Source organism: Rhodococcus sp. MSC1_016, from assembly GCF_023667485.2.
Taxonomy (GTDB): domain Bacteria; phylum Actinomycetota; class Actinomycetes; order Mycobacteriales; family Mycobacteriaceae; genus Rhodococcus_F; species Rhodococcus_F oxybenzonivorans.
Window position 1 is genome coordinate 4,839,698 of record NZ_JAMOZI020000001.1, and the last position, 25,767, is coordinate 4,865,464.

At 66.1% G+C, this 25,767-nt stretch carries 23 protein-coding genes and 1 pseudogene; 6 read left to right on the forward strand and 18 right to left on the reverse strand.

Going from position 1 to position 25,767, the window contains the following annotated elements; translation table 11 throughout:
* Positions 1-42: 42 nt before the first annotated feature.
* The 3 genes from topA to L1080_RS22455 form a co-directional block, all read right to left on the reverse strand.
* Positions 43-2,967 (reverse strand): type I DNA topoisomerase, encoded by a 2,925-nt coding sequence (gene topA / locus L1080_RS22445; protein WP_159918992.1) that lies wholly within the window; start codon positions 2,965-2,967, stop codon positions 43-45.
* Positions 2,968-3,103: 136 nt separating this feature from the next.
* Positions 3,104-3,688 carry a hypothetical protein gene (locus tag L1080_RS22450; RefSeq protein WP_159918991.1) on the reverse strand — a complete coding sequence of 195 codons (585 nt, stop codon included), beginning with the start codon at positions 3,686-3,688 and terminating at the stop codon, positions 3,104-3,106.
* A 146-nt stretch (positions 3,689-3,834) separates the two neighbouring features.
* Complete coding sequence (locus L1080_RS22455) at positions 3,835-4,038, reverse strand: cold-shock protein (RefSeq protein WP_005248460.1); 204 nt, start codon at positions 4,036-4,038, stop codon at positions 3,835-3,837.
* Positions 4,039-4,436: 398 nt separating this feature from the next.
* Between L1080_RS22455 and L1080_RS22460 the strand changes: the two genes are divergently transcribed.
* On the forward strand, positions 4,437-6,785 hold the full coding sequence (locus L1080_RS22460; protein WP_250777266.1) for a DEAD/DEAH box helicase: 2,349 nt from the start codon (positions 4,437-4,439) through the stop codon (positions 6,783-6,785).
* A gap of 9 nt (positions 6,786-6,794) precedes the next feature.
* Here L1080_RS22460 and L1080_RS22465 read toward each other — a convergent pair whose 3' ends face one another.
* The 7 genes from L1080_RS22465 to ssd are packed head-to-tail and all read right to left on the reverse strand — an operon-like array spanning position 6,795 to position 11,423.
* Positions 6,795-7,145: an Rv3654c family TadE-like protein gene (locus L1080_RS22465; protein WP_159918989.1), complete on the reverse strand. Its 351-nt coding sequence runs from the start codon at positions 7,143-7,145 to the stop codon at positions 6,795-6,797.
* Entirely contained in the window at positions 7,142-7,510 is a 369-nt protein-coding gene (locus tag L1080_RS22470; RefSeq protein ID WP_159918988.1) for a TadE family type IV pilus minor pilin, read from the reverse strand. The genes L1080_RS22465 and L1080_RS22470 overlap by 4 nt, the downstream gene beginning before the upstream one ends.
* Positions 7,510-7,713, reverse strand: coding sequence for a DUF4244 domain-containing protein (locus L1080_RS22475; protein ID WP_159918987.1), 204 nt, complete (start codon positions 7,711-7,713; stop codon positions 7,510-7,512). Before L1080_RS22475 ends, L1080_RS22470 begins: the two co-directional genes overlap by 1 nt.
* Before the next feature lie 50 nt (positions 7,714-7,763).
* Positions 7,764-8,345 (reverse strand): type II secretion system F family protein, encoded by a 582-nt coding sequence (locus tag L1080_RS22480; protein ID WP_250777265.1) that lies wholly within the window; start codon positions 8,343-8,345, stop codon positions 7,764-7,766.
* The gene (locus L1080_RS22485) at positions 8,342-9,133 is read right to left on the reverse strand and encodes a type II secretion system F family protein (RefSeq protein ID WP_236603365.1); all 792 of its coding nucleotides are present in this window, start codon (positions 9,131-9,133) and stop codon (positions 8,342-8,344) included. The genes L1080_RS22480 and L1080_RS22485 overlap by 4 nt, the downstream gene beginning before the upstream one ends.
* Positions 9,130-10,335: a TadA family conjugal transfer-associated ATPase gene (locus tag L1080_RS22490; RefSeq protein WP_374436120.1), complete on the reverse strand. Its 1,206-nt coding sequence runs from the start codon at positions 10,333-10,335 to the stop codon at positions 9,130-9,132. Before L1080_RS22490 ends, L1080_RS22485 begins: the two co-directional genes overlap by 4 nt.
* Positions 10,332-11,423 (reverse strand): septum site-determining protein Ssd, encoded by a 1,092-nt coding sequence (gene ssd / locus L1080_RS22495; protein WP_250777264.1) that lies wholly within the window; start codon positions 11,421-11,423, stop codon positions 10,332-10,334. Before ssd ends, L1080_RS22490 begins: the two co-directional genes overlap by 4 nt.
* Positions 11,424-11,825: 402 nt before the next feature.
* Here ssd and L1080_RS22500 point away from each other — a divergent pair, with 402 nt between their 5' ends.
* The gene (locus L1080_RS22500) at positions 11,826-12,662 is read left to right on the forward strand and encodes an HAD family hydrolase (RefSeq protein WP_159918983.1); all 837 of its coding nucleotides are present in this window, start codon (positions 11,826-11,828) and stop codon (positions 12,660-12,662) included.
* A 389-nt stretch (positions 12,663-13,051) separates the two neighbouring features.
* Here the strand turns inward: L1080_RS22500 and L1080_RS22505 are convergent, their stop codons facing one another.
* From L1080_RS22505 to L1080_RS22525, 5 genes are all read right to left on the reverse strand, one after another.
* Positions 13,052-13,801 carry a Fic family protein gene (locus L1080_RS22505; RefSeq protein ID WP_159918982.1) on the reverse strand — a complete coding sequence of 250 codons (750 nt, stop codon included), beginning with the start codon at positions 13,799-13,801 and terminating at the stop codon, positions 13,052-13,054.
* 32 nt (positions 13,802-13,833) lie between these two features.
* Positions 13,834-15,579: a dipeptide ABC transporter ATP-binding protein gene (locus tag L1080_RS22510; protein ID WP_374436115.1), complete on the reverse strand. Its 1,746-nt coding sequence runs from the start codon at positions 15,577-15,579 to the stop codon at positions 13,834-13,836.
* Positions 15,576-16,553, reverse strand: a complete 978-nt coding sequence (locus tag L1080_RS22515) for an ABC transporter permease (RefSeq protein WP_250777262.1) — start codon at positions 16,551-16,553, stop codon at positions 15,576-15,578. Before L1080_RS22515 ends, L1080_RS22510 begins: the two co-directional genes overlap by 4 nt.
* Positions 16,546-17,472 carry an ABC transporter permease gene (locus tag L1080_RS22520; protein ID WP_250777261.1) on the reverse strand — a complete coding sequence of 309 codons (927 nt, stop codon included), beginning with the start codon at positions 17,470-17,472 and terminating at the stop codon, positions 16,546-16,548. Before L1080_RS22520 ends, L1080_RS22515 begins: the two co-directional genes overlap by 8 nt.
* 67 nt (positions 17,473-17,539) lie before the next feature.
* Entirely contained in the window at positions 17,540-19,156 is a 1,617-nt protein-coding gene (locus tag L1080_RS22525; RefSeq protein WP_250777260.1) for a peptide ABC transporter substrate-binding protein, read from the reverse strand.
* Positions 19,157-19,441: 285 nt separating this feature from the next.
* Between L1080_RS22525 and acs the strand changes: the two genes are divergently transcribed.
* The 4 genes and pseudogenes from acs to L1080_RS22545 all read left to right on the forward strand — a co-directional run bounded on the left by acs (position 19,442) and on the right by L1080_RS22545 (position 23,149).
* Positions 19,442-21,406 carry an acetate--CoA ligase gene (acs, locus tag L1080_RS22530; RefSeq protein WP_250777259.1) on the forward strand — a complete coding sequence of 655 codons (1,965 nt, stop codon included), beginning with the start codon at positions 19,442-19,444 and terminating at the stop codon, positions 21,404-21,406.
* A 91-nt stretch (positions 21,407-21,497) separates the two neighbouring features.
* Positions 21,498-21,680 (forward strand): annotated as a pseudogene (gene nhaA / locus L1080_RS22535) (Na+/H+ antiporter NhaA); the annotation flags it as partial.
* Positions 21,677-22,201, forward strand: coding sequence for a phage holin family protein (locus tag L1080_RS22540; RefSeq protein ID WP_109326364.1), 525 nt, complete (start codon positions 21,677-21,679; stop codon positions 22,199-22,201). The pseudogene nhaA and the gene L1080_RS22540, both read left to right, overlap by 4 nt.
* Positions 22,202-22,210: 9 nt before the next feature.
* Entirely contained in the window at positions 22,211-23,149 is a 939-nt protein-coding gene (locus L1080_RS22545; RefSeq protein ID WP_250777258.1) for an alpha/beta fold hydrolase, read from the forward strand.
* Between the two features lie 7 nt (positions 23,150-23,156).
* Here L1080_RS22545 and L1080_RS22550 read toward each other — a convergent pair whose 3' ends face one another.
* Genes L1080_RS22550 through L1080_RS22560 form a run of 3 tightly spaced genes read right to left on the reverse strand, consistent with a single transcriptional unit; the run spans position 23,157 to position 25,758 of the window.
* Positions 23,157-24,347, reverse strand: coding sequence for a MarP family serine protease (locus L1080_RS22550; RefSeq protein ID WP_250777257.1), 1,191 nt, complete (start codon positions 24,345-24,347; stop codon positions 23,157-23,159).
* Positions 24,344-25,105: an NUDIX hydrolase gene (locus L1080_RS22555; RefSeq protein ID WP_159918974.1), complete on the reverse strand. Its 762-nt coding sequence runs from the start codon at positions 25,103-25,105 to the stop codon at positions 24,344-24,346. Before L1080_RS22555 ends, L1080_RS22550 begins: the two co-directional genes overlap by 4 nt.
* The gene (locus L1080_RS22560; RefSeq protein WP_250777256.1) at positions 25,102-25,758 is read right to left on the reverse strand and encodes a TlpA family protein disulfide reductase; all 657 of its coding nucleotides are present in this window, start codon (positions 25,756-25,758) and stop codon (positions 25,102-25,104) included. Before L1080_RS22560 ends, L1080_RS22555 begins: the two co-directional genes overlap by 4 nt.
* Positions 25,759-25,767 lie beyond the last annotated feature (9 nt).

The following is a 25,767-nucleotide window of genomic DNA, read 5'->3' on the forward strand; positions in this document are numbered from 1 at the left end:
TATCCCGCACCTGCGACACCCCCGACGCCCCGCCGTACCGGCTCACGCCTTCTTGTCCGCGGCCTTCTTCGCAGCAGCCTTCTTCGCCGGTGCCTTCTTGGCAGCAGTCTTCTTCGCCGCAGCCTTTTTGGCCGGGGCCTTCTTGGCGGGAGCCTTCTTCTTGACAGGTCCGCGCGCCCGACGCTCCGCCAGCAGTTCCGACGCCCGAGCGTCGGTGATGCTTTCCACTTCATCGCCCTTGCGAAGGCTGGCGTTGGTTTCGCCGTCCGTTACATACGGTCCGAACCGGCCGTCCTTGATCACCATCGGCTTCTCACTGACCGAGTCGACGCCCAGCTCCCGCAGGGGCGGCGTCGCCGATGCCTGCCGTCCGCGGCGCTTGGGCTCCGCGTAGATCTTCAAGGCCTCTTCCAGCGTGACCGTGAACATCTGGTCCTCGGTGGCGAGTGACCGCGAATCGGTGCCCTTCTTGAGGTAGGGACCGTACCGGCCGTTCTGGGCGGTGATCTCTTCCTTCGATTCGGGATCGATACCCACCACACGCGGCAACGACAGCAACTTCAGGGCGTCGTCGAGGGTGACCGTGGCCAAATCCATGGACTTGAGAAGCGAACCGGTTCTCGGCTTGGGACCCGCTGCCTTCTTCGCCGCCTTCTTGGCAGGGGCCTTTTTCGCAGCCGTCTTGGTCTTGGTGGTGCCCTCGGCAGGCTCCGGCTCGGTGACCGGCACCACGGCCGGTTCGGGCTCGGGTTCCGGCTCGGGAAGAATCTCCGTGACGTAAGGGCCGAACCGGCCCTCCTTCGCTACGATCTCGTGCCCGGTCAGTGGATCGACACCGAGCTTGCGGCCCTCCTGGGGGGTCGAGAACAGCTTCTCGGCGTACTCGGGTGTCAGCTCGTCCGGCGGAAGGTCGTCGGGCAGGTTTGCACGCTGCGAGATGAGGTCGCCCTCGGGGTCGTCCGGGTTGCGAACCATCCGCTCGAGGTAAGGACCGAAGCGTCCGACACGGACATGAACTTCGCGGCCTTCGGCGTCGTCGAAGAGTCGGATGGAGTTGACCTCGCGAGCGTCGATCTCTTCGAGATTGACACCGACCATCTTCTTCAGGCCACCCTCGCGGGCGACGGAACCCTCGGCGCCGTGATCACCGCCGAAGTAGAAACTGCTCAGCCAGTTGCCGCGCTGTTCCCGGCCACCGGCGATTGCGTCGAGGTCGTCCTCCATCCCGGCGGTGAAGTCGAAGTCGACGAGCCGACCGAAGTGCATCTCGAGGAGGCCGATGACGGCGAACGCGACCCAGGACGGCACCAACGCACTACCGCGCTTGTAGACGTATCCACGGTCGAGGATGGTCTTGATGATCGACGAATAGGTGGACGGGCGACCGATGCCCAGCTCTTCGAGGGTCTTGATCAGGCTCGCCTCGGTATACCGGGCCGGGGGATTGGTGGTGTGGCCGTCCGGATCGAGTTTCGTCGCGGTGACCGCCTGGCCCTCGACGAGCACCGGCAGGCGCGACTCCGCGTCGTCGGACTGGCCGCCGGCTTCTTCGTCGACACTTTCGACGTATGCCTTCAGGAAGCCGGCGAACGTGATGGTGCGGCCCGACGCGGAGAACGTGCATTCTTCGCCCGTACCTGCCGTACCCGAGATCCGCAGGGTGAGCGTGGTGCCGCGGGCATCGGCCATCTGGGACGCCACGGTGCGCTGCCAGATCAATTCGTAGAGCCGGAACTCGTCGGTATCGAGCCGTGAGTGCAGCTGCCCCGGAGTCTGGAAGACGTCGCCCGCAGGACGGATCGCCTCGTGAGCTTCCTGGGCGTTCTTCACCTTGCGGGTGTACTGGCGCGGCGACGCGTGAACGTACTCTGCGCCGTACAACTCGGTGGCCTGCGCACGCGCTGCGGCGATGGCCGATGCAGACAACGTCGTCGAGTCGGTACGCATGTAGGTGATGTAGCCGTTTTCGTACAACCGCTGGGCAATGCGCATCGTCCGCTCCGACGTGAATCGAAGCTTGCGTCCCGCTTCCTGCTGGAGGGTCGACGTCATGAACGGTGGGTAGGGCTTGCGCGTGTACGGCTTGCTCTCCGCGGACGACACGGTGAGGTCGACACCGGCGAGGGATTCGGCGAGCCTCTGTGCACGGGCCTCGTCGAGCACCGTGACCGTGCCGGTCTTCAGCTGGCCGTCCGAGCCGAAATCGCGACCCGACGCGACTCGTGAACCGTCGACACTCACCAGACGGGCCCCGAAGCTGCGCGGGCTCGCGTCGGCGCCTGCGTCGAGGGTGGCCGAGATGTCCCAGTAGGACGCGGACCGGAATGCCATCCGCTCGCGTTCACGCTGAACGATGACACGGGTGGCGACGGACTGCACACGGCCCGCCGACAACTTCGGCATGACCTTCTTCCACAGGACCGGGCTGACCTCGTAACCGTAGAGACGGTCGAGGATGCGCCGAGTTTCCTGCGCGTCGACCAGGTCGGTGTCGAGTTCGCGGGTGTCGTCGGCGGCCGCTCGGATGGCCGGCTCGGTGATCTCGTGGAAGACCATCCGCCGAACCGGAATCTTCGGCTTGAGAGTTTCGAGCAGGTGCCAGGCGATGGCCTCGCCCTCACGGTCGGGGTCGGTGGCGAGGAACAGTTCGTCGGCGTCCTTGAGGAGGCCCTTCAGTTCGGTGACCTTGGACTTCTTCTCCGGACTGACCACATACAGCGGCTCGAAATCATGATCGACATCGACACCGAGTCGGGCCCACGGCTCACCTTTGTACTTGGCCGGAACATCGGCGGCGCCGCGAGGAAGGTCACGAATGTGCCCCACCGACGCCTCGACGACGTAGTTCTTTCCGAGGTAAGGAGCAATCTTGCGGGCCTTGGTCGGCGACTCGACGATCACGAGGCGGCGAGGCTGGCCGGACGCTCCCGCCGCATCCTGCGCACTGCCGTTGTCACCTTTTGCCACCTGTTGCCCGAACCTTCCTGAAGTCGATCGCTGCCACCCGACAGTTGTGCAGACAAACCGTTTATACCGGGTTCGCCTATTACTAGAGTGACATACCGGGGAGCCGTCCTCGCAGATCAGTACTGCCTACGCGGTCCTACATGTGGGGCCAACCGGTACGGTCGTCCATATTTCCGGGTGCTTCGCCGATACTCTCGACGAGTCTGCCGAGCCTACGCCGACCCGATATTCGAAGGCCGGGACCTGACCCGCGCGTGCCTATCAACGTCGGCGCCATACCCGCCCTCATCAAGGCCTGAGCCAGTGGCGCGTGGGTGTCCGGGGCGTGCGAATCGAGTCCGAGAACGAAGCGTTCTCCGTCCGCTTCGCCGTGGCCCGCAGCCAGAGCCCAGAACCGCAGCTGCCTCCCGGACGGCACCCAGCCCGGCGGCACCGCCTTCACCGCGCCCCTCGTCCACTGCTCCGCGAGGGGCCGCAAGTCGACTACCGAAGCGGTGCGCACGAGCGGGCTGCCCTCGTCGCTCCGGGTGATCTCGGCTTCCAGCCCCGCCTCGGCGATCAGCTCGGCGATTCCTTCCGCGCGCCACAGCGCATCCACCACGATGGAAATCCGCGCGCGGCCGCCGCCGGAGACCACCTGGCCCGACGCTGCGAGAAGCCCACCCAGATCCGCAACCGCCGGTGGAAGTGCCTCCGCAGAGAAGAAGGAGAGCTGACTCATCGACCTACCCCCTTCTGCCACGTCACTGTGGCCACCAGCATGGAAAACGAATCGTCCCCCACCGCCTCGGGCGATGGGGGACGATTCGGACGGAATCGCGAGATCCCGCCTATCTGATTTTCGTGTCCACGGAATGGACGGCAGAATCAGACTGCGCGAACGCCGGTTGCCTGGGGGCCCTTGGTGCCCTGGCCGACCTCGAACTCCACGCGCTGGTTCTCCTCGAGGGTGCGGAAACCGCTGCCCTGGATCTCGGAGTAGTGAACGAAGACGTCAGCGGAGCCGTCCTCGGGTGCGATGAAGCCGAAGCCCTTTTCCGCGTTGAACCACTTCACAGTGCCCTGTGCCATGCTTTTCCTTCTCTTTCTAACCACCGGATTCGGCGGACAGCACGTACAGTCCGCCGGGCCGGTTCCGACCGCTGTACTTCTTGATTTCCCCCTCAGGAAAAGCAGAGCACCGCGTTCGCAACATCGATCCTGCGAACGCTCACTCTTTCAAGCCCACGAACACAGAAGCTGCGACCAAGATGTAGTCAACCATGAACTCCGCGAACGCAACAGTCGAAAACGGAACAATTCACACAAAATGTTGATCTTGTAGCGAACAGCCGCGAATCGACGTATCCGGTCGGCACGTGCCGTACCCCCGGAAACATCCTGAGGAGTCGACTCGCTATCATCATATATGCAGGTCGTGGCGGTGTAGAAGCTCCTCGCCCCGCTCCATCGACAGCCCGGAGAGATCAGTGAGCACACCGTTTTCGCCCCGTGACGACAGTGGAAATACTGGCGAAACATACGGTCGCGAGTTGCTCGACAGGGTGCTCGATGGCGTCCCGCCGAGCGAAACGCCATTGACATTCGCCGCCGAAATGCCTGCTCGGACGTCGGCACTGACGGATTGGCCCACGTGGGCGCACCCCTCGGTCGTCTCGGCCCTCCAGCAGAACGGGATCGCCCGCCCGTGGAGCCATCAAACGGCTGCCGCCGATTTTGCCCACCAGGGCACGAACGTGGTGGTGTCGACCGGAACGGCATCGGGAAAGTCGCTCGCCTACCAGCTACCGGTACTCACCACTCTGGCAATGGATCCGCGGGCGACTGCCCTCTACCTGTCACCGACCAAAGCCCTGGGCGCAGACCAGTTGCGGGCGGTGACCTCGATCATCGACGCTACGGACGACCTTCGGGGCGCTTGCCCTTGCATGTTCGACGGTGACACACCGTCTGAGGTGCGTCAGTGGGCGCGCGAGAACTCACGGTGGCTCTTCACCAACCCCGATATGCTGCACATCTCCCTTCTCCGGACCCATCAACGGTGGTCGCACTTCTTCCGCAATCTGGCGTTTGTCGTAATCGACGAATGCCACTCCTACCGTGGTGTCTTCGGCTCCAATGTGGCTCTCGTCGTGCGCCGACTCCGACGCATCGCGGCGCGATACGGGGCCGACCCTGTCTTCATCCTCGCCTCCGCCACCACCGCCGAACCCGGCTCCGCCGCGTCCCGCCTCATCGGGGCCCCGTGCGCCGAGATAGTGGACGACGGGTCGCCCCACGGCCCGCGGACCATCGCCCTCTGGGAGCCACCCCTCATGCGGGAGGTGACGGGAGAGAACGGGAGTCCGGTCCGCAGGCCTGCAGGTTCGGAGGCCGCACGCATCATGGCCACCCTGATGACCGAGGGGGCACGTACTCTCACCTTCGTCCGTTCGCGGCGCGGCGCCGAGCTGACTGCCATGGCCACCAAACGCCTACTCGCGGAGGTTGATCCCGACCTTGCCACACGGGTCGCGTCGTACCGCGCCGGCTACCTGGCCGAAGACAGACGCGAACTCGAGGCAGCCCTCGCCGACGGCACACTGCTCGGTGCGGCAACGACGAACGCGCTCGAACTCGGTGTCGACATCGCCGGACTCGACGCCGTGGTGGTGGCGGGATTTCCCGGGACGGTCGCCTCGTTCTGGCAGCAGGGAGGCCGCTCCGGCCGGCGTGGTGAAGGATCGCTCGTCGTCCTGGTAGCCCGCGACGATCCGCTGGACACCTACCTCGTGCACCACCCGTCCGCACTCTTGGACAAGCCGGTGGAGGCCACCGTCACCGACCCGTCCAATCCGTACGTCCTCGGTCCACAATTGCTCTGCGCAGCAATGGAATTGCCGCTTTCCGATGCCGAAGCAGAAAAATTCGGCGGTCTCGACGTCCTCGCAAAGCTGTCCGAACAGGGCCTGATTCGCAGGCGCGCCCACGGTTGGTTCGTGACTGCGGGAACAAATCCGCATGGCGCACTGGATATCCGGGGTGGAATCGGTACGCAAGTAGCAATAGTGGTGTCGGAAACCGGACGTCTGCTGGGAACCGTCGACACCGGTCGCGCCCCGGCGACCGTCCATCCCGGCGCCGTACACATCCATCAGGGGGAGTCGTATGTCATCGACGAACTCGATCTCGATCAGGGTCTTGCCCTGGTTCACGCCGAGGACCCCGATTGGACGACCTCGGCCCGGGAAACCACCGAGATCACCGTGACGGCTGTGCTGGAGCAGAAACTTTTCGGTGACGTCGAAGTGGCGCTCGCCGAGGTAGAGGTAACGCACCAGGTGATCGGGTACCTGCGCCGACTGCCGTCCGGTGAAGTACTCGACTCGGTGGAGTTGGACATGCCGGAGCAGACCCTCTGTACCCGTGCCGTGATGTACACGATGACCCCGGAGCTGCTCTCCCGAGCCGGTGTCGCGGCCGAACGAGTGCCCGGATCTCTCCACGCCGCTGAGCACGCAGCCATCGGACTCCTGCCCCTGGTCGCGGTGTGCGATCGCGAGGACGTCGGCGGCGTCTCGACGGCGTTGCATGCCGACACCGGCTTGCCCACCGTGTTCGTCTACGACGGACACGCCGGCGGTGCCGGATTCGCCGACCGGGGCCACGCCGAGCTCGCGCGGTGGCTGGGCGCGACCCGGGACGCGATCACTTCCTGCGAGTGCACCTCCGGTTGCCCTTCCTGTGTGTACTCACCGAAGTGTGGAAACGGAAACGACCCCCTCGACAAGGACGGTGCTATCCGAGTCCTCGCGGCGGTGCTCGACGCGCTCGGATGAGCGGCCGTCTCATTCCGCAGGTCCGGCCCGAGCCACTGCCCGGGCATCTCGAATGCCCAGCGAGGACAGCAACATCGGGGCCGTGACCGTCACCACCACATCCCAGTCGTCGACTGTGCAGTCGACCACCTCGGCGTGCATCCGCTCCGCCACGGCACGCGCGGCAGCGCACGCGGACTCGCTGCCCCGGTCGAGTCCCACTCCAGCGGCCAGGGCCGCAAGATCCGCCGCGGACTGAGCCCGATGCCGCACCGACACCGCCGAACCGAGGTGCAGCAGAGTCGCCGTTATCACCACCAGCGCCGCGAGCCCGAAACACGCGAGCACTGTGGCGGAACCACGCTCGTCGCGAGCATTCATCGCCCACCCCACCCAGCGGCGGTGGGCTCGCGTACCGCGACCGCTTCCGCCGAGATATGCACGAGCGGAAGGAGCGGACTGCGGGCGCGTACGGTGGCGACGACGAGATCCCCCTCCTCGCGCAACACCACGTCGGCGCCCTCAGGAGCCACCCTCGCCGCTGCGGACATCGCCGACTCCCGATCCCCGCGAGCAGCGAGACGAGCCGCTTCACGGGCCGAGTCGACACAGCGAACATGGAGCGTCGCCGCCGTGATCGCTCCGATGCACAGGACGACCACCACCACGATGGACGCGATTGCGATGGCCGCCTCCACCGTGACCGCCCCCGCATCCGAACGCCGCAGCCCCCTCGACTGTGTCATCAGACCGTGGTACTCAGCGCTTTGTCGATGATATTCGTCAGCGCGGTCACAATGCTGTCACCGGTGACCACCGAATAGAGCACCGCACCGAACGCCGCCGCGGCGATCGTGCCGATTGCGTACTCGGCGGTCGACATCCCCTCCTCCTCGACCGCGAGCAGTGTCAGGCGAGCCGTCAGAGCACGCATCGTGTTTACCATCATGTTTCCCCCTTGTTGTACCGGCGCAGTGGATCTGCACCGGGAGTGCGAAGTCAGAGCAGTCCGCCATCGAGAACCCGGGAGGCGAGACCGACGACGACGGGAATGATCCCGAGGCAGATGAAGGCAGGCAGGAAGCACAGACCCAGCGGACCGCTGATCAGCACACCGGCGCGTTCGGCCGAAGCCGCCGCCGAATCCTCGGCCTGGGAGCGACTTTCTGTAGCCAACTCGGTCATCGAGCCTGCCAACGACGATCCTGACATGGCCGAGCGTCGAGCCATTCGGGCAAGTGATTCAGTGGCCGGATCCGACGCCGCCGACTCCCATGCGGTGGCCGCGTCCGCTCCCAGGGACAGTAGATCCGCCGCTCGGCGCAACGACTCCGACAGCGGTGCTGGAGCCGTGAGCGACACCGCCTCGGCAGCGACCGCGACAGGGAGCCCCGAGCGTAGGCACGCGGCCAGCAGGTCGAAGGTGGCAGCGACGGCGAGCGGATCCTCGCGCCGGTGTAGATCCTCGCCGTCGTTCTGCACGACCTGGCCACGCTCGCCTTGCAGGCGCGCCCGTGAAGGCCGGCGACCCGGAAGGATGAGAAGTGCTCCGGCCATGAGCGACAGCGTGATCCAGGTCATTGTGTTACCTGCGCGGTGATGCGATCGGTCCACAGCAGTCCCGCACACACCAAGCCCGTCCCCAGCACGGCCAGACCACCGCCCAGTCCGCCGCCGAGCAACACTTCGAGTGGCGCAGCACCCATCATGTGGCCGAGGCCGATGCCCAGGACCGGAAGAGCAGCCAGCACGCTCGCCGTTGCCCTCGCGCCCGCCAGCCCCGCCTCGGTGCGCCCACGAAATCGCCGTCGACCGAGCAGATCAGCGCGCGCCGCCTCGAGTAACTCGGCGAGCGCAAGACCGTGCTTCTCCGCGACGTCCCAGATGTCGGCAATGCGCGCCAGCTCCACTCCGACTCGGGAGTCGTTGATACGCAGTCCATCTGCTGCGGTACCCCCGAGACGCGCGCGTGCCGATGCGGATCGGAAGGCCACCGACACGACACCGGAACCCTCGTCTGCGGCCGTGTCGCACGCCGTCGCAGGATGCGCACCGACGCGAAGTTCGGCAGTCACCACCTCGAGACTCGACAGGATCACGCGCAGGTCGGCATCTCTCGCCCGAGCCGCTCGCCGCCGCACATATCTGAAACGAACTGTGGCGCACGCAATCATCGCCGCGAGTACGACGGCGACACCGCCCAGTTCGTAGGAAACGGGAAGGACGAGGAGAGCAGCCGGAATTATGCCGGACACCCTGGCGCGCCTCCGCGGTGGCCGTCGCCCGACAACCGCGAGCAACCGAGTACGGGACAACGCCGAGGGCATCGCGAGGACAGCGCCGGCCAGCACCACGAGACTTGCGATCACGTCGCCACCACACGTTCGGCAGATTCTTCTCCGATGCGGCGGGCGCAGAGTTGCTGCAGGACCGCGGCGCCCGCGTCCGACCCGGTGCCGAAAGTCCAAGCCGGGACGATGGAGACGTATCCCCGGTCGTCACTGGTGACCACACCGATCTGCATCAGCTTCCGAGTTCCATTCGAGGACCGATGCACGTGCAAGATCACTTGGACCGCAGCGGCCAGCTGACTGTGCAGGGCGCTGCGGTCCATTCCGCCCAGCGCGGCGAGGGCTTCGAGCCGGGCGGGCACTTCCTCGGGCGAGTTGGCATGGACGGTTCCCGCACCGCCGTCGTGGCCGGTATTGAGAGCCGTGAGAAGGTCGACGACCTCCGCGCCGCGCACCTCCCCCACAACTATTCGATCAGGACGCATGCGCAGGGACTGGCGCACCAGATCCCGGACGGTCACCTCGCCGACTCCTTCGACGTTGGCCGCCCGCGCCACCAGCCGGACCACGTGCGGATGTCTGGGCGCCAGCTCGGCGGCGTCTTCGACACAGATGATGCGTTCGGCCGGATCGACGGCGCCGAGCAGCGCGGCGAGCAGCGTGGTCTTTCCGGCGCCCGTGCCCCCGGTGACCAGAAAGGCGAGCCGCGCGCGCACCACTGTTCCGAGCAGCGCGTGGGCTTCTTCGGTGAGCGCACCGCCCGACAGCAGCGCGTCGAGGCCCTGAGTGGCCGGCCGCAGCACACGCAGCGACAGGCAGGTTCCACCGTGCGCCACGGGGGCGAGCACGGCGTGGAGCCGCACTCCGAACGAGCCATTGCCCACCCCGCGCAGGCGCCCGTCGACCCAGGGCTGCGCGTCGTCGAGCCGGCGACCGGCTGACAGGGCGAGGCGTTGAGCGAGTCTGCGTACCGCCGCCTCGTCGGCGAATCGTACGTCGGTGCGTTCGAGACCGCGACCCTGATCGACCCACACCTCGTCGGGAGCAGTGACGAGGACATCCGCGACGCCGGGACGCGTGAGCAGGGACTCGAGGGGACCGGCACCCGTCAGCTCGGTCATCAGCACGCGCAACGCACCGAGAAGATCCGTGTCACCCAGCACACCACCGGACTCGGTCCGGATGGCGGCAGCGACCGTTGCCGGGGTCGGCTCCCCCGAGGTGTGGGCGAGGCGTTCGCGGACCCGGTCGAGGAGGTCGGGCGTGACGAGGGAACTCACGCCGCCCACTCCCGCGAACGCGGCCTCTCGGCCGCCGTCTCGAGGATCGCCGATGCCGCAGCGATGAGCGCTGAGCGCCGGCCGGGCTTCAAGCCGCCGTGTTCGAGCATTGCGGTGAGGGAGCGCTCGGCGCGCATGGACGCGATCAGAGGCAGTTCGAGCACCTCCGCCACATCCGCGCCCCGCAGACCTCCCGGCGCCGGGCCGCGCACCACGACGCCCTGGTTCGGGTTTCGCTCGGCAATCCACTGCGCGACCTTGCCGGCAGCGATGCAGGCACGGACGGTCGCCGGCACGACGAGGACTACCAGATCCGCCAGTTCGAGGACCGTTTCGGTGACCGGTCCCGGAAATCTCGACGCGTCGCATACGACGAGATTCCCGGCGTACCGACTCGCCTCGATCACTGCGCGTGCCGCTGCCGGTGTGGGCCCCGAGCTTCCGGGGCCGCTGCGACTGCAGGACAGAACCCGTAAGTGCTCGCCGCGTGCGGGGAGCGCGTCTCGGAGTGCGTCGGACGAAATCCGTCCACCCTCGATCGACAGGCCCGACCACCTCAGGCCGGGGACGTCCTCGAGGCCGAGGAGCACGTCCAGACCCGACCCCCACGCGTCGGTGTCCACCAGCAGTGTCGTTTCCGCTTGCGCACCGGTGGCGGCACACAGGGCTACCGCCGTTGCCATGGTGGACGCGCCGGCACCACCGCAGCCTCCGACGACAGCGACGACGCTGCCGTCCGCCTCCGGCTTTTGAGGCTGCTCACCGAGCACCGTGACCAGAGTGGCTTCGTCCTCCGGTACCGCGAGGACGTGCTCCGCACCGATCGCGGTCGCGATCCGCCATTCGTCGATCCCCGGCGTTCCGTCACACAGCAACACCACCCGACGTCGGCGAGGGAGGCGGTGACACGCGATGGCGGCCCGGGTGTCGAGTACGACGAGGGGAGCATTCCCCCAGGTGTGGTGCGCATCGGCGACCTCGGCTTCGTCGATCCTGCGGTCCGCCGCGGCGGCGACCCGTCGAATGCTGTGCAGCAGTGCAGGGTCTTCGATCAGAACCAGCACTTCGCCACCGATGTCCGTGTCCATGCAGTGAGCGTGCCCGGCACCGCATATGCGCGAAAGGGGCACGAAACGATCTGTGGACAACTTCGGCCCTGTGGATAGAAATAGGTACGTCCGTACCATTTCGAGGTATGGACATATCAGAGAATCCTGGCCACAGCGGCCGCGAAAGCCATACCTGCTGCAGACAGAGGACGACCCTCGCCAGGGGGGGAGGAGGCGAGGGTCGTCGGCGTTCAGCCCCGGGGGGTCGGGCTGAACATGTCCGAATCAAATCCGGACATCTTTGATAGTACACCTCCCCGGATGTGTATTTGCAAGTTCAACTGTCGAACGATTGTGCCGTGTCGCACGAATGTTTCGAGGCCACTCGCGGTGGCGTCCGGAACACAGCTTCCCTCCCGAACAGCGCATATCCTGGCAGCTGTGACCGTGAAGCCACAGATAAGTGCAAAGACAGGTCGACACACCGAGACGGGTCGCGTGGCCGCATTTTTCGACCTCGACAAAACGATCATCGCCAAATCGAGCACCCTCGCGTTCAGCAGGCCGTTCTTCGACCAAGGTCTCATCAACCGGCGGTCCGTCCTCAAGAGCAGCTACGCCCAGTTCCTGTTCCTTCTGTCCGGGGCCGACCACGATCAGATGGAGCGCATGCGTGCCTACCTGACGAGCATGTGCACGGGGTGGAATGTGGAACAGGTCCGGGCCGTCGTCGCCGAGACACTGCACGACATCGTCGACCCCCTCGTGTTCGCCGAGGCCGCCGACCTCATGGCGGATCACAAGCTGCGGGGCCACGACGTGGTCGTGGTGTCGGCGTCGGGCGAGGAGGTGGTGACACCGATCGCCGAAGCGTTGGGAGCTACCCGCAGCATCGCCACGCGCATGGCCGTGAAGGAAGGGCTCTACACGGGCGAGGTGGAGTTCTACTGCTACGGCGAAGGAAAAGTGGAAGCCATCGTCGAACTGGCCGAGAAGAACGGCTACGACCTGTCGTCCTGTTATGCCTATTCCGACTCCGTCACCGACCTCCCCATGTTGACGTCAGTGGGGCACCCGACCGCGGTCAATCCCGACCGTGCCCTACGAAAAGTAGCGTCCGGAAACGGTTGGCCCATACTGACTTTCTCCAATCCGGTGTCCCTCCGAGCACGCCTCCAGTCCCCGTCGGCGACGACGGTCGCCACCACCGCAGCGGTCAGCATCGGCGCCCTCGTCGCTGGCGCATTCACCTACGGAGTAATGCGCCGCAAGCGCTGACGGGTGACAACACCCGACACGGCCACAAACCGAATTTGACACTTGCTGTGAGGTGGGTCACGGGGTACAAAGGAGTTACGGAAGAACGGAAGGCCAAGATCGACCCGGAAGAGAAGGATCGATCTCCCGACCGCGATTCCCGGCACGGGCACTAGGTACCCACGCGGAGCACAAGCCACTATAAGGGCAGAAGCGTTGTGGGCCTGCGAGACTCGCGTTTCATCGGCAAGGACCCTGCACCGGTTGCAGGGACGACCCGACGATCGTCGAACTCTCGCCGAGGCCACCCACACAACCCACCGAGCACGCTTGGTAACCGGTAGTCCGCGCTGACGGGCGGCGAAGTCGACGAGAGTCGGCAGCGCCGCCCGTTTCGTGTGACGCTCGGGTCAGGTCGCTGCCGCCTCGGCGATGGACATCGCCTCCCGCGCACCTGCCTCCAGCGCCCCACAGCACAGAATCACCCAGCTGCCGACCCCCTCCGCGGCACCGGATGCGAAGGCGCCGATCCCGTTGCGGTACGCCTGCTGGCGGCGAAACCAGCTCACTTCCGGCACACCGAGGTTGTGGGGGTCGAGGCCGCTGGACACGCACACCAACCGTGATGCCGCTCGGGCGACGACACCGTCGCCGACACCGAAGGGCTTCAACGCCAACAGTTCGCCGTGCACCACCGCGGCAAGGACCGGTGCCGGTGCCGTTGTCTCTCCGGTGACGAGTTGCGCGAGACCATCCAACCGCTCGGCCACCCCGGCGGCCGGGCGGGGCCTGCCCAGCAGCTCCGGATCCTCCACGAGGTCTGCGGCGGCGAGGAGGTGAAGCCTCGCGAGCGCTTGCAGCGGAGCGCGCTGCCACGTCGACTGCAGTAGACCCAGCGCATCCCCGTCGAGCGCCTGACCGACACGCAGTGCACCCGACAGGATCGGATCCGCGACCTCGCCCGGCGCCGGCAGTTCCGTGCGTCCACCGTCGAGTGAGGCCGACGCGCGAGCAGCCCGGACGGCTGCCTCCGCCGCCGTGGTCGGCCAACCACGGCGGTTGGTCTTGTGGCGATGCACCTCCCCGAGCGCGTCGCGCGCACGGTCGGCGGCGTCGCGGACACCGGGAAGGTCGACGAGGGGTTGCAACGGGTCACTCACGTCTGAGAACGCTACCCGGCGCCGAGTCGTCCTCAGGCGCCGAGCCGGATCGATCCACCCGGGATGGCCGCGAGCAGTTTCCGCGTATAGGCCGCCTTGGGCGAGCGAAACACCTCGTCGGTAGTGGCCTTCTCTACGATGGCGCCCGCCGACATGACCACGACGTCGTCGGCGATCTGCCGCACCACCGCGAGGTCGTGAGTGATGAACAGGTACGTCAACCCCAGTTCTGCCTGCAGGTCGTTGAGCAGGGTGAGGATCTGATCCTGTACCAGCACGTCCAGCGCCGACACCGCCTCGTCACACACCACCATCTCGGGTTGCAGCGCCAGCGCACGGGCGATCGCCACACGCTGGCGCTGCCCGCCGGAAAGCTCGTTCGGGAATCTCCGCATCACCGACGCAGGCAACGCGACCTTGTCCAGCAGGTCCCGCACCCGGGCCTCCCGCTCCTTGCGGGTACCCACCTTGTGCGTGCGCAGAGGTTCTTCGATGGTGCGGAAGATGGAGTACATCGGGTCGAGGGTGCCGTACGGATTCTGGAAGATGGGTTGTACGCGGCGCCGGAAAGCCAGCGTCTCCCTCCGGTCGAGTGTCGCGACATCCTTACCGTCGAAGACCACGTGGCCCGACGTCGGGGCCAACAGTCCGAGCACCATGTGCGCCACGGTCGACTTGCCCGACCCGGACTCACCGACGAGTGCGGTCGTCGTTCCCCGGCGGACCGCGAACGAGACGTCGTCGACGGCCTTGAACTCGGTGGATCTCCGTAAGCCGTGACGGATGGTGAAGACTTTGTTCAGTCGGGTCACCACCACCACATCATCGGTGACCTCACCGAACTCGCCCTCGAGCGCACTGTGCTGCTCCGCCTCACCGACCACCTCGAGTGCCTGATCCCGGATGTCGGCCCGCGCGAGCGAAGAGCTGCGTCGCTGGGAGGCCAGCGAGGGCGCTGCGGTGACGAGTCTCTGCGTATAGGGGTGTTGCGGGCGCTGCAGGATCTCGAGGGCGGGCCCGGACTCCACGACGCGGCCCTTGCTCATCACGACGAGATGCTCCGCCCGCTCGGCCGCGAGACCGAGGTCGTGGGTGATGAGGAGTACTGCCGTCCCCAGCTCACTGGTGAGCCCGTCCAGGTGATCGAGTATCTGTCGCTGGACGGTGACGTCGAGGGCAGACGTCGGTTCGTCGGCGATGAGCAACTGCGGGCGGGCCGACAGTCCGATGGCGATGAGCGCCCGCTGTCGCATGCCACCCGAGAACTCGTGTGGATACTGCCCCAACCGGTCTTCGGCATCGGCGAGCCCGGCCTCTTCGAGGAGTTCGGCCGCGCGGATCCTCGCGGCCTTCCCCTCCGCGATCCCGTTGGCCGACAGCGCTTCCCGGATCTGGAAGCCCACTTTCCACACCGGATTGAGGTTGGACATCGGGTCCTGCGGAACGAGGCCGATCTTCTGTCCACGCAAGGCGACGAAGTCTCGCTCCGGGGCACCCGCCAGGTCACGTCCTGCGAAGAGAATCCGACCGCCGGTGACCTTCCCCGTACCGGGCAGCAGATCGATGACGGCGTGCGCAATCGTGGACTTTCCCGACCCCGACTCACCGACGATCGCCACCGTCTGCCCTGGATACACGGTGAGACTCACCCCCCGCACCGCCGGAACCGAACCCGAACGGGACGCGAAGGTGACCTCCAGGTCTCGGATATCGAGCAGCGGCGCCTCGTCGGCCGTAGCCATCGGTCCGGTGGTTTCGTTCGGGGACATCACGCTCACCGCTTCCGCGCCCTGGGGTCGAGCGCATCCCGGAGAGCGTCGCCCATCATGATGAAGCCGAGCACCGTAATCGCCAGCGCGGCAGCCGGGTAGAACAAAATCGCCGACCCTTGACGGAGTGTCACCTGCGCAGTGCTGATATCTCCGCCCCACGAGATCTCGGAGGACGGGAGGCCGATACCCAGGAACGACAGCGTCGCCTCGGCCACGATGTAGACACCCAGCGAGATGGTCGCGATGACAATGATCGACGCCAGGGAATTCGGCAGGATGTGACGCAGCAGCGTCCGGAAGTTCGAGACGCCGAGCGCCCTCGACGCCATGACATAGTCGTTGTTCTTGGCCGAGAGGACCGCCCCGCGAGCGATTCTCGCCATCTGGGGCCAGCCGAAGAGGGCGAGTACGACGATCAGCGTCCAGATACTGCGATTCGCGAACAACTGCATGAGAACGATAGCAGCGAGAATGAGCGGGACACCGAAGAAGATGTCGGCTACCCGCGACAGCAACGAATCGGCCCAGCCTCCGTAATATCCGGCGAGGGAGCCGAATACGACGCCGACAAGTAAGACGATCGTGGTGACCCCCACGCCGACCAGCACCGACGCGCGGGCCCCGTAGATGGTGCGGGAATAGATGTCACATCCCTGCTTGTCGAAACCGAACCAGTGGCCGGAGGACGGGCCGCGCATGCTGAACGCAAGGTCGCAGAACCGTGGGTCGGTGCCGGTGAACAGGCTCGGGAAGGCGGCTACGGCGATGACGACGAGAATGATAACGGACGCGACGACGAACAGGGGACGTCGACGAAGATCGCGCCAGGCATCCGACCACACACTCGTGGGCGGCTGATCGAGGGACACGGTGTCGGTCTCCCCCGGCGGCGCGACCTCCTCGGGAGCGACGAAGTGTGATTGGCGAATCTTCCGGTCTCCGGTCCGGGGCGACTCGTCGTTGACCACTTTCTCAGACATAACGGATCCTCGGATCGAGTGCGGCGTACAGGAGATCGACGATCAGGTTGGCCAGCAGGTAGATGACGATCAAGACGGTGACGAACGAAACGACCGTGGGCGCCTCCCCCCGGGTGACCGCCTGGTAAATCGTGCCGCCGACTCCGTTGATGTTGAAGATGCCCTCGGTGACGATCGCCCCACCCATCAAGGTGGCGAGGTCGGCACCCAGGAAGGTCACGACGGGGATGAGCGAATTCCGCAATACATGCACCTGCACGACTCTGCGCCGCGAAAGCCCCTTGGCGGTGGCTGTTCTCACGTAGTCGGCCGTCAGATTCTCGGCCACCGAGGTGCGGGTGAGCCGCAGCACGTACGCGAAAGACACCGACCCGAGGACGAAGGCCGGGAGCAGAAGATTGACGAAGCTGGTATTGCCCCCCACCGTCGGCGGTACCCATCCCCACTTCACCCCGATGAAGAACTGGGCAAGGAACCCGATGACGAAGATCGGGACCGCGATGATCACGAGGCTGACCAGCAACACGGTGCTGTCGAAGAGGCCGCCCTTGTGCAGTCCCGCAAACAGCCCGAACCCGATTCCGAAGACCCCTTCGATGGCAAGTGCCATCAGAGACAGCTTGATGGTGATCGGAAACGCCTGCGCCAGAACCTCACTGACCGGACGACCCGAGAAGGATGTGCCGAAGTCGAGCGTGAAGATGCCTTCGAGATAGAGGAAGTACTGCATCAGGAACGGTTGATCGAGGTGGTACCGGGCGCGGAGCTGGGCTGTGACGGCGGGACTCAGCGCCTTGTCACCGGCGAGCGCGGCGATCGGGTCACCGGGCAGGAGAAACACCATCGCGTAGATCAGGAAGGTCGACCCGAGGAACACAGGAATCATCTGGAGCACACGGCGGCCGATGTACCAGAGCATCGGGTCCCTTCCTCTCCGCAGGCCGGTGACGGCGGAAGCTCGCCCCACCCCGTCGGCGACTCCGGTGTCAGTTCTTCTCGATGTCCGAATACATCGGGATACCCTTCCAGTCGATCGTCACGTTCGACACGTTCTCCGACCAGCCGCTCGCGGCATTGCGGTACCACGTGGGAACAGCGGGAAGATCCCTCAGTAGAACTTCCTGCGCCTGGTCGAGCAGATCTTGAGCCTTACCCGGATCGACCTCGCCGGCCGATGCGCGCAGCAGCCGGTCGAACTCCGGATTGGAGTAGTCGCCGTCGTTCGAGCTGCCGCCTGTCTGGTAGTTCTGCGCAAGGAAGCCGTACTGCTGTGGGTAGTCGCCCTGCCATCCCGAACGGAATGCGGACGGGATCGTGCGGTTGGTGGCCTCGGTCCGGATTTGAGCGAAGGTCGGGTATTCCTTGCCCTTCGCGTCGATGCCCAGCGTGTTGCGGATGCTGTTGGCCGTGGCATCCACCCATTCCCTGTGCCCGCCGTCGCCGTTGTACGCGATCTCGAAACTGCCGGTCCACGGCGCAATGGCGTCGGCCTGCGCCCACAGTCTTTTCGCAGCCTCGGGGTCGAACTTCAGATTGCCGTTACCGGCGAGCGAATCCGACCAACCCTCGATGGCCGGACTGGTGAAGTCGAGAGCCGGAGTACGGGTGTTGTTGTAGATCTGTTCCGTGATCTGGTCGCGGTTGATCGCCATCGAGATGGCCTGACGACGGAGGGTGCCTTCCTCACCACTGAAGTGCGGCAGACGCCCCGGAATGGTGAAGGTCTCGATGGTCGCGGACGGCTGGTTCACGGTGCGACCCGGCAGATCCGACTCGAAGGTGGTGACTGCGCTCGGCGGAACCTGGTCGAGAACATCGACGTTGCCGGCCAGCAGATCGGTGTAGGCGGTGTCGAGGCTGTTGTACATGATGAAGTCGACACCGTCGTTCTTCGGCTTCCGATTGCCGTCGTAATCGGGGTTGGTGACGGTGTCGATCCGCACGTTGTGCTGCCAAGCACCGGGTCCGGCCAGCTTGTACGGCCCGTTTCCGACCGGGTTCTCGCCGAACGCTGCCATGTCCTCGAACGCCACCTGGGGCAGGGGGAAGTACGCGGCGAATCCGAGTCGATCGGGGAACGCCGACTCCGGTTGCTTCAGCTCGATCGTGAAGGTGGTGTCGTCCACCACCTTCAGTCCGGACATCGTCTGGGCCGTCGGGTTCTCGGCCGCCACCTCGTCGTAGCCCTGGATCGGGTCGAAGAAGGATGCCTGGAGCTGCGCATTGGTGGACAGCGCGCCGTAGTTCCATGCGTCGACGAACGACGATGCCGTGACGGGTGACCCATCCGTGAAGGTCCAGCCGTCCTTCAGCGTCACAGTGAATGTCTTACCGTCCGTGGTGTCGATGGACTCGGCCACTTCGTTGGTAATTGCACCGTGGGCATCGTACGAGACGAGGCCGGCGAACAGGGCATCGATGACACGGCCGCCCTGGTTCTCACTCGTATTGGTGGGGATCAGAGGATTCTGCGGCTCACCCGCCCACGCATTGACGATCCCGCTTCCTCCTCCGCCCGAGGATTCACCGGACGAGCAGGCGGACAGCATTCCCGCTGCAATGCCCACCGCCAGAACAGCAGTTGCCACGCGTGTCCTACGCACAACGGTCCTCCAGCCCCGGTGGAATGATGGGACGACGATAGTCACGTTACGGCTCCGCGGGGCCGGAGACGCAGAATCTCGTCGAAATGCCGTCTCGGCGAATCTTCGACCGGGACAGTTCGGCCGTTCGGCCGCCGAGGAATACCGTCCGGCGCGCCGAAAGGACCGATCGTCGCAGAACACGCGCATGCAACCTCGTGCAACGGTGCGCTCCCGAGCCCTTGTGACTACCCTCACACGTGCTAGAACTGCCGTTTTCGAGACTGGAAAGAAGGCCGGGCCACAATGACCAGTGCAGCACAGGCGAACGGATCGACGGAGAAATCCGCACAGCCGGATGCCGTCCCGCAGGTGTACCCGCCGAGCCCCGAGTTCACCGCGACCGCGAACGCCGGACCCGAACTCCAGGCCGAGGCAGATGCCGATCGCCTCGCATTCTGGGCGAAACAGGCGCAGCGACTGCACTGGCACGCACCATTCACCGAAGTCCTCGACTGGTCCGATGCCCCAGTCGCGAAGTGGTTCGTCGGCGGCCGGCTCAACGTCGCATTCAACTGCGTCGACCGCCACGTCCTCGAAGGCAACGGCGACCGCGTCGCCATCCACTTCGAGGGCGAACCCGGCGACACCCGCGACCTCACCTACCACGACCTCCTCACCGAAGTGAGCAAGGCGGCCAACACCTTCAGCGACCTCGGACTGGTCCCCGGCGACCGCGTCGCCATCTACATGCCGATGATCCCCGAGGCCATCGTCACCATGCTCGCCTGTGCACGCCTGGGCCTGACCCACTCCGTCGTCTTCGCCGGTTTCTCCGCCAGCGCCCTGCGCTCCCGCATCGACGACGCCGAAGCCAAACTCGTCGTCACCGTCGACGGCCAATGGCGCCGAGGCCAGGCGGCCCCCCTCAAACCCTCGGTCGACGACGCTGTCGACGGCGCCGAATCCGTCAGGAATGTGCTCGTCGTCAAACGCACCGGCATCGACGTCGACATGGCCGAGGGCCGGGACCTGTGGTGGCACGACACCGTCGAGAAAGCCTCCGACACCCACGAGCCGAAGCCGTTCGACTCCGAACATCCCCTGTTCATCCTCTACACCTCCGGCACCACCGGAAAGCCCAAGGGCATCATCCACACCTCCGGCGGCTACCTCACCCAGGCCTCCTACACCCACCACAACGTCTTCGACCACAAAGTCGGACAGGACGTGTACTGGTGCACCGCCGACATCGGCTGGGTCACCGGGCACACCTACATCGTCTACGGACCGCTGTCCAACGGCGTCACCCAGGTGGTCTACGAAGGCACCCCCAACTCCCCCGACGAGCACCGCCACTTCCAGATCATCGAAAAGTACGGTGTCAGCATCTACTACACCGCTCCCACCCTGGTGCGCACCTTCATGAAATGGGGCCGGGAGATCCCCGACGCCCACGACCTGTCCTCGATCCGGCTCCTCGGCAGCGTCGGCGAACCCATCAACCCCGAGGCGTGGAAGTGGTTCCGTGAGGTGATCGGCGGAAACACGGCACCGATCGTCGACACCTGGTGGCAGACCGAGACCGGGGCGATCATGATCTCCCCGCTCCCCGGCATCACCGCCACCAAACCCGGATCCGCCATGGCACCGCTGCCCGGCATCTCCGCCAAGATCGTCGACGACGACGCCAAGGAACTCGGCAACGGCGAATCCGGCTACCTGGTGCTCGACAAGCCGTGGCCGGCGATGCTGCGCGGTATCTGGGGCGACATGGACCGCTACCGCGACACCTACTGGTCCCGCTACCCCGATCAGGGCTGGTACTTCGCCGGTGACGGCGCCAAGTACGACGAAGACGGCGCCCTGTGGGTCCTCGGCCGCGTCGACGACGTCATGAACGTTTCCGGCCACCGCATCTCCACCTCCGAGGTCGAATCCGCCCTCGTCGGACACCACGGAGTCGCCGAAGCCGCCGTCGTCGGAGCCGCCGACGAGACCACCGGCCAGGGCATCGTCGCGTTCGTCATCCTCCGCGAAGGTGTCGAGAACACCGGCGACGACCTGATCGCCGAACTCAAAGCCGAGGTCGCGCGAGAAATCAGCCCCATCGCGAAGCCGCGGCAGATCACCGTCGTCCCGGAACTACCCAAGACCCGCTCCGGCAAGATCATGCGTCGCCTGCTCAAGGACATCGCCGAAGGCCGCGACCTCGGCGACACCTCCACCCTCGTCGACCCCAAGGTCTTCGACGCCATCCGCGGCAAGTAGGGCGCTTCGCGCCCCGTGCGCCTTTTTGGTAGCTCCCACTACCAGAAAGGCGCACGGGCGGCGGAGCCGCCTACACCCGGGCAGCCCACTGACCGCTAGCCTTCTCGTAGCGAATCTCGCAAACGCGGGAATCGGTGACGGCAGCACGGCCGACGCGATGAAGGTCGGGCTGCTCGTGACATCGTCGGCAGTTACTGTGACGACGGTGTCGGGCACACATGGCCAGAACGAAGACTCGGACGTGCAAGAGCTACCTGGAGGGGTCGACAAGTGAGCATCACTCACGGCAAGGGAGACAGCCCGCGTTACACGGGAGACGGGGTGCCGAACACGGTGTCGTCGATCCCGCTCACCGACGCGGACATTTCACCGTCCGGCGAGGTGACCCTCGGCACACTGGTCAAGCACGCAACCGCGCAGGTCTCCACGCTCGTGCGCGCCGAGGTGGAGCTCGCGAAGGCCGAGGTGACCGGCGAGGTCAAGAAGGGTCTGCAGGGCAGTCTGTTCTTCATTCTCGCGTTCACCGTGCTGCTGTTCAGCTCGTTCTTCTTCTTCTTTTTCCTCGCCGAACTCCTCGACGTCTGGATTGCACGCTGGCTGGCCTTCCTCATCGTCTTCCTGATCATGGTCGTCGTCACGGCGATTCTGGGTCTGCTCGGCTATCTGCGGGTCCGCAAACTACGTGCACCGGAAAAGACGATCGATTCCCTCAAGCAGGCCAGATCCGTGCTCCCGACGTCGTACTCCGATGCGGAGGCCCACCTCGCGTCTCCCAGCGGACGACACGCACGATAGTTCCGTCCGGTGGCACGACCCGATCCGTCAACCGTCCGTTTCGACGGCCCGTGGATTCACCGTGACATCCATGCCAACGGAATCCGTTTCCACACCGTCGAGGTCGGCGCATCCGCCCCGGATGCGCCGCTCGTCGTCCTGCTGCACGGATTCGCGGACTTCTGGTGGTCGTGGCGACATCAGCTGATCGCCTTGTCCGACGAGGGTGTCCGCGCCGTGGCCGTCGACCTCCGCGGTTACGGCGACTCCGACAAACCTCCCCGCGGCTATGACGGCTGGACCCTGGCCGGTGACATCGCGGGCCTGATCCGGGCGATGGGCTACAGCGAGGCCACGCTGGTGGGACACGCCGACGGCGGCTTGGTCTGCTGGGCTACCGCGGTGCTCCACGCGCGTCTGGTGCGGTCGATCGCACTGATCAGCTCCCCACACCCGATCGCCCTGAAGCAGGCGGTTCTCCGCGACCGTCACCAACGCAAGGCCGTTCTGCCCCCGTTCGTGTCCTACCAGTTGCCGTGGCGGCCCGAACGGCGGCTCACGCGTGACGGTGGGGCCGAAGTCGAGCGTGTGATCGTCGAACGGTCGGGGCCGGCGTGGCCGAAGTCTCCGGAATTCGACCTCGTGATGTCCCGGATGCGGTCGGCGATCCAGATTGCCGGCACCGCGCACTGCACGCTGGAATATCAGCGATGGGCGTTCCGTAGCCAGTTCCGCCCGGACGGCCGCCGGTTCATGGCCTCGATGGATCAAACGCTGCGGATACCCGTACTCCACCTCCACGGTGACCTCGACCCCTACGTGCTCGCCGACACCGTGCGGCGCAGCCGTCGCTTCGCCCCCACACAGCAGCTCGACACGATTCCCGGTGTCGGGCACTACGCGCACTGGGAAGCGCCCGAGCGAGTGAACTCCGCCCTGCAGGGGCTGGTCTCGACGCGCCGCGTGTAGGGCTCGCTCAGAGGATGCAGCTTCCGGTGTCCACAGCGGCGGTCGCGCCGGACGCCGTCTCCAGCTGACGCGATACCTCGGCGGCGGTGAGAACGAAGCCGGTGTCACTGTTGTCTACCGCGGCGCCGAAGACCACCCCGAGCACCATGCCCTCACCGTCGACGAGCGGTCCACCCGAGTTGCCCTGCCGGATGGACCCGCGCACCGTGTACACCTCGCGCTGAACCGTTCCGGCCCGGTAGATGTCGGGACCGCTGAGGTCGAGTATCTCGCGTATCCGCGCGGCACTGGCCGTGTAGGACCCGCCGCCCGGGTATCCGAGAACCAGCGCACTGTCACCTGTTCGTCCCGGCTCCGGCGCGAAGTTCAGCACGGGAGCGTCGAGACCCGGTACCTCGAGAACGGCCACGTCAGTCGACGGGTCGAACAGCACCACCTCGGCGTCCAGAGGTCCGTCTGCGGTGTCCACGACGATTCCCGCCGTGCCCGCCACGACGTGCGCGTTGGTCATCACCCGTTCCGGCGCGACGACGAAGCCGGATCCCTCGAGCGCACGCTGACAACTGGGCGCCACACCCCGGATACGGAGCACGCTGGACTGCAGGGAGGACGCCACCGGACTCTCGAGAACACCGGCGTCGGGCGGATCGACCGTGGTGATCGGGGTGCGTCCGAACGGACCGATGACGTCCGGGAGGCCGGAGGTATCGAGTAGCGCGGAGAACTCGGTGGGGAGTTGGCGCATCCACGCCGGTGCAAGGTTGTCGACGGTCTCGAGCACGCTCGAGCCGCGCACCGCGGCTGCGAGTTGCGGTTGAGACGAGGACGTCAGCGGAATGGCCAACAGCCACGCCGCCACGAATACCGCGACCGCCTGCACACAGGCACCGATGACGCTGTCGACGGAGCGCGCCGCCGGACTGTGCATACTCCCGCGGGCGGCTCGGCCCAGGACCATGCCCGCCACTTCCCCGATGATCACCAGCACCACGATCAACGCAATGCCGACGAGCACCCGGCCGCGTCCCTCGTCGACGTGCACCAGCACGTGCGGGGCGATGAGGATGCCCGCGACCGCACCGAGCAGCACACCGACGAAGGCGAGTACCGACGCCACCGCACCCTGCCTCCAACCGGAGCTGGCCGCTATGAACGCGATCAACACGATCGCCAAATCGATCCAGCGCGACCCCGTCATCGCTCACCCACCCGATGTCCGTGCTTGTGAGGCAGATGGTCGTCGTCGATGTCGTTCTCCATTTCGGCCAGGACGGTGTCGAGGTCCCGGATGTCCCGGCGGTCCCACTCCTGTTCCCAGCCCGAGATCGCGAACAACGCCGCCAGGATGCCCGCCGTGAATCCCCACACCAGCATGCCGTCGGCCGAAAATGCCGGACCCTGGTAACCGGCGGGGTGACGCACCTGGAACCGGTTCCGCGGGTCGATCAGGGTGTGCAGCGGAACCCGTGCCACCCGCGCCGCCTCCGCCGGATCGACGACTCCCACTGCGCTCGGCTTCTCCCAGTACGCAAGAACCGGGGTGACCTCGAAGCCGGACGGCGGGACGAAAATCTGTTCCAGAACGGCGAGCGGCTGCACCCCGGCCGGATCCAGCCCCGTCTCCTCCTGCGCCTCGCGCAGAGCTGTCGCGATGGGACCGTCGTCGCCGGGATCGCTGGCACCGCCCGGAAACGCGACTTGCCCACTGTGCTGACGCATGGTGGCCGCGCGCTGGGTGAGCAGAACGTCGGCGCCCGCGGGCAGTCCCCCGGACATCAGGGGGTCTGCCTCGGCAGGACCGCCGAACAACACGAGTACCGCAGCCTCGCGCGTGGCTGCCCCGCTGGGGGCACGCCGATTCAGGACCGGATTGATGCGATGCGGGTCGGCCGGTGTGCGCCGCACGACCTCACGCAACCAGGTCGGAACGGCTGCGCCGTCGACGGACGCGGTCATGCCGCAACCCCCAGGTTCTGCTCGACGGCGACGGCGATCTCCTCGACACTGCGGAACGGCTGCGGCAGGATTTTCGCCACGCTGCCGTCGGGCCGGATCAGCACGGACACAGGCAGGACCGCGGGCGCCCCCGCCGCAGCGGCGACCCGCCCGTCAGCGTCCTGCACACCGGGCAAGGTGACGGAGTAGTCGACGAGCCGCGACAATGCGCTGGCCTGCTGGGGATCGGTGTGCACGGTAAGGACGGTAACGGCGTCACCGGCCCGATCGGAAAACTGCTGCATGTAGGGCAGCTCCTCCGCGCAGGGACCACACCAGTACGCCCACAGGTTCAATAGCGCAGGCCGGCCGGCGAGAGCGGATGCGAGATCGACCCCGCTGCCGTCACCCATGCATTCGAGCGTGATGCCGGCCAATACCGAGTCGGCAGCGGGCGCCGAGGAGGGTGCGGGACAGGGCTCGAGCGCCGCATCCGAACGCAGCGCGGAGAGCGCGCCGGGATCGGCGCCAACGGACATCGGCGGACTTCCGCCCGGACCGAAACGGTCCTCGTACGACGGCGCCTGCGCATCGTTCCCGCGCGGCCAGATCGCGACGACGAGAGCTGCAACAACGACGAGGGCGGCCACACTCCACCGCGCTGCACTAGACACTCGTATCGA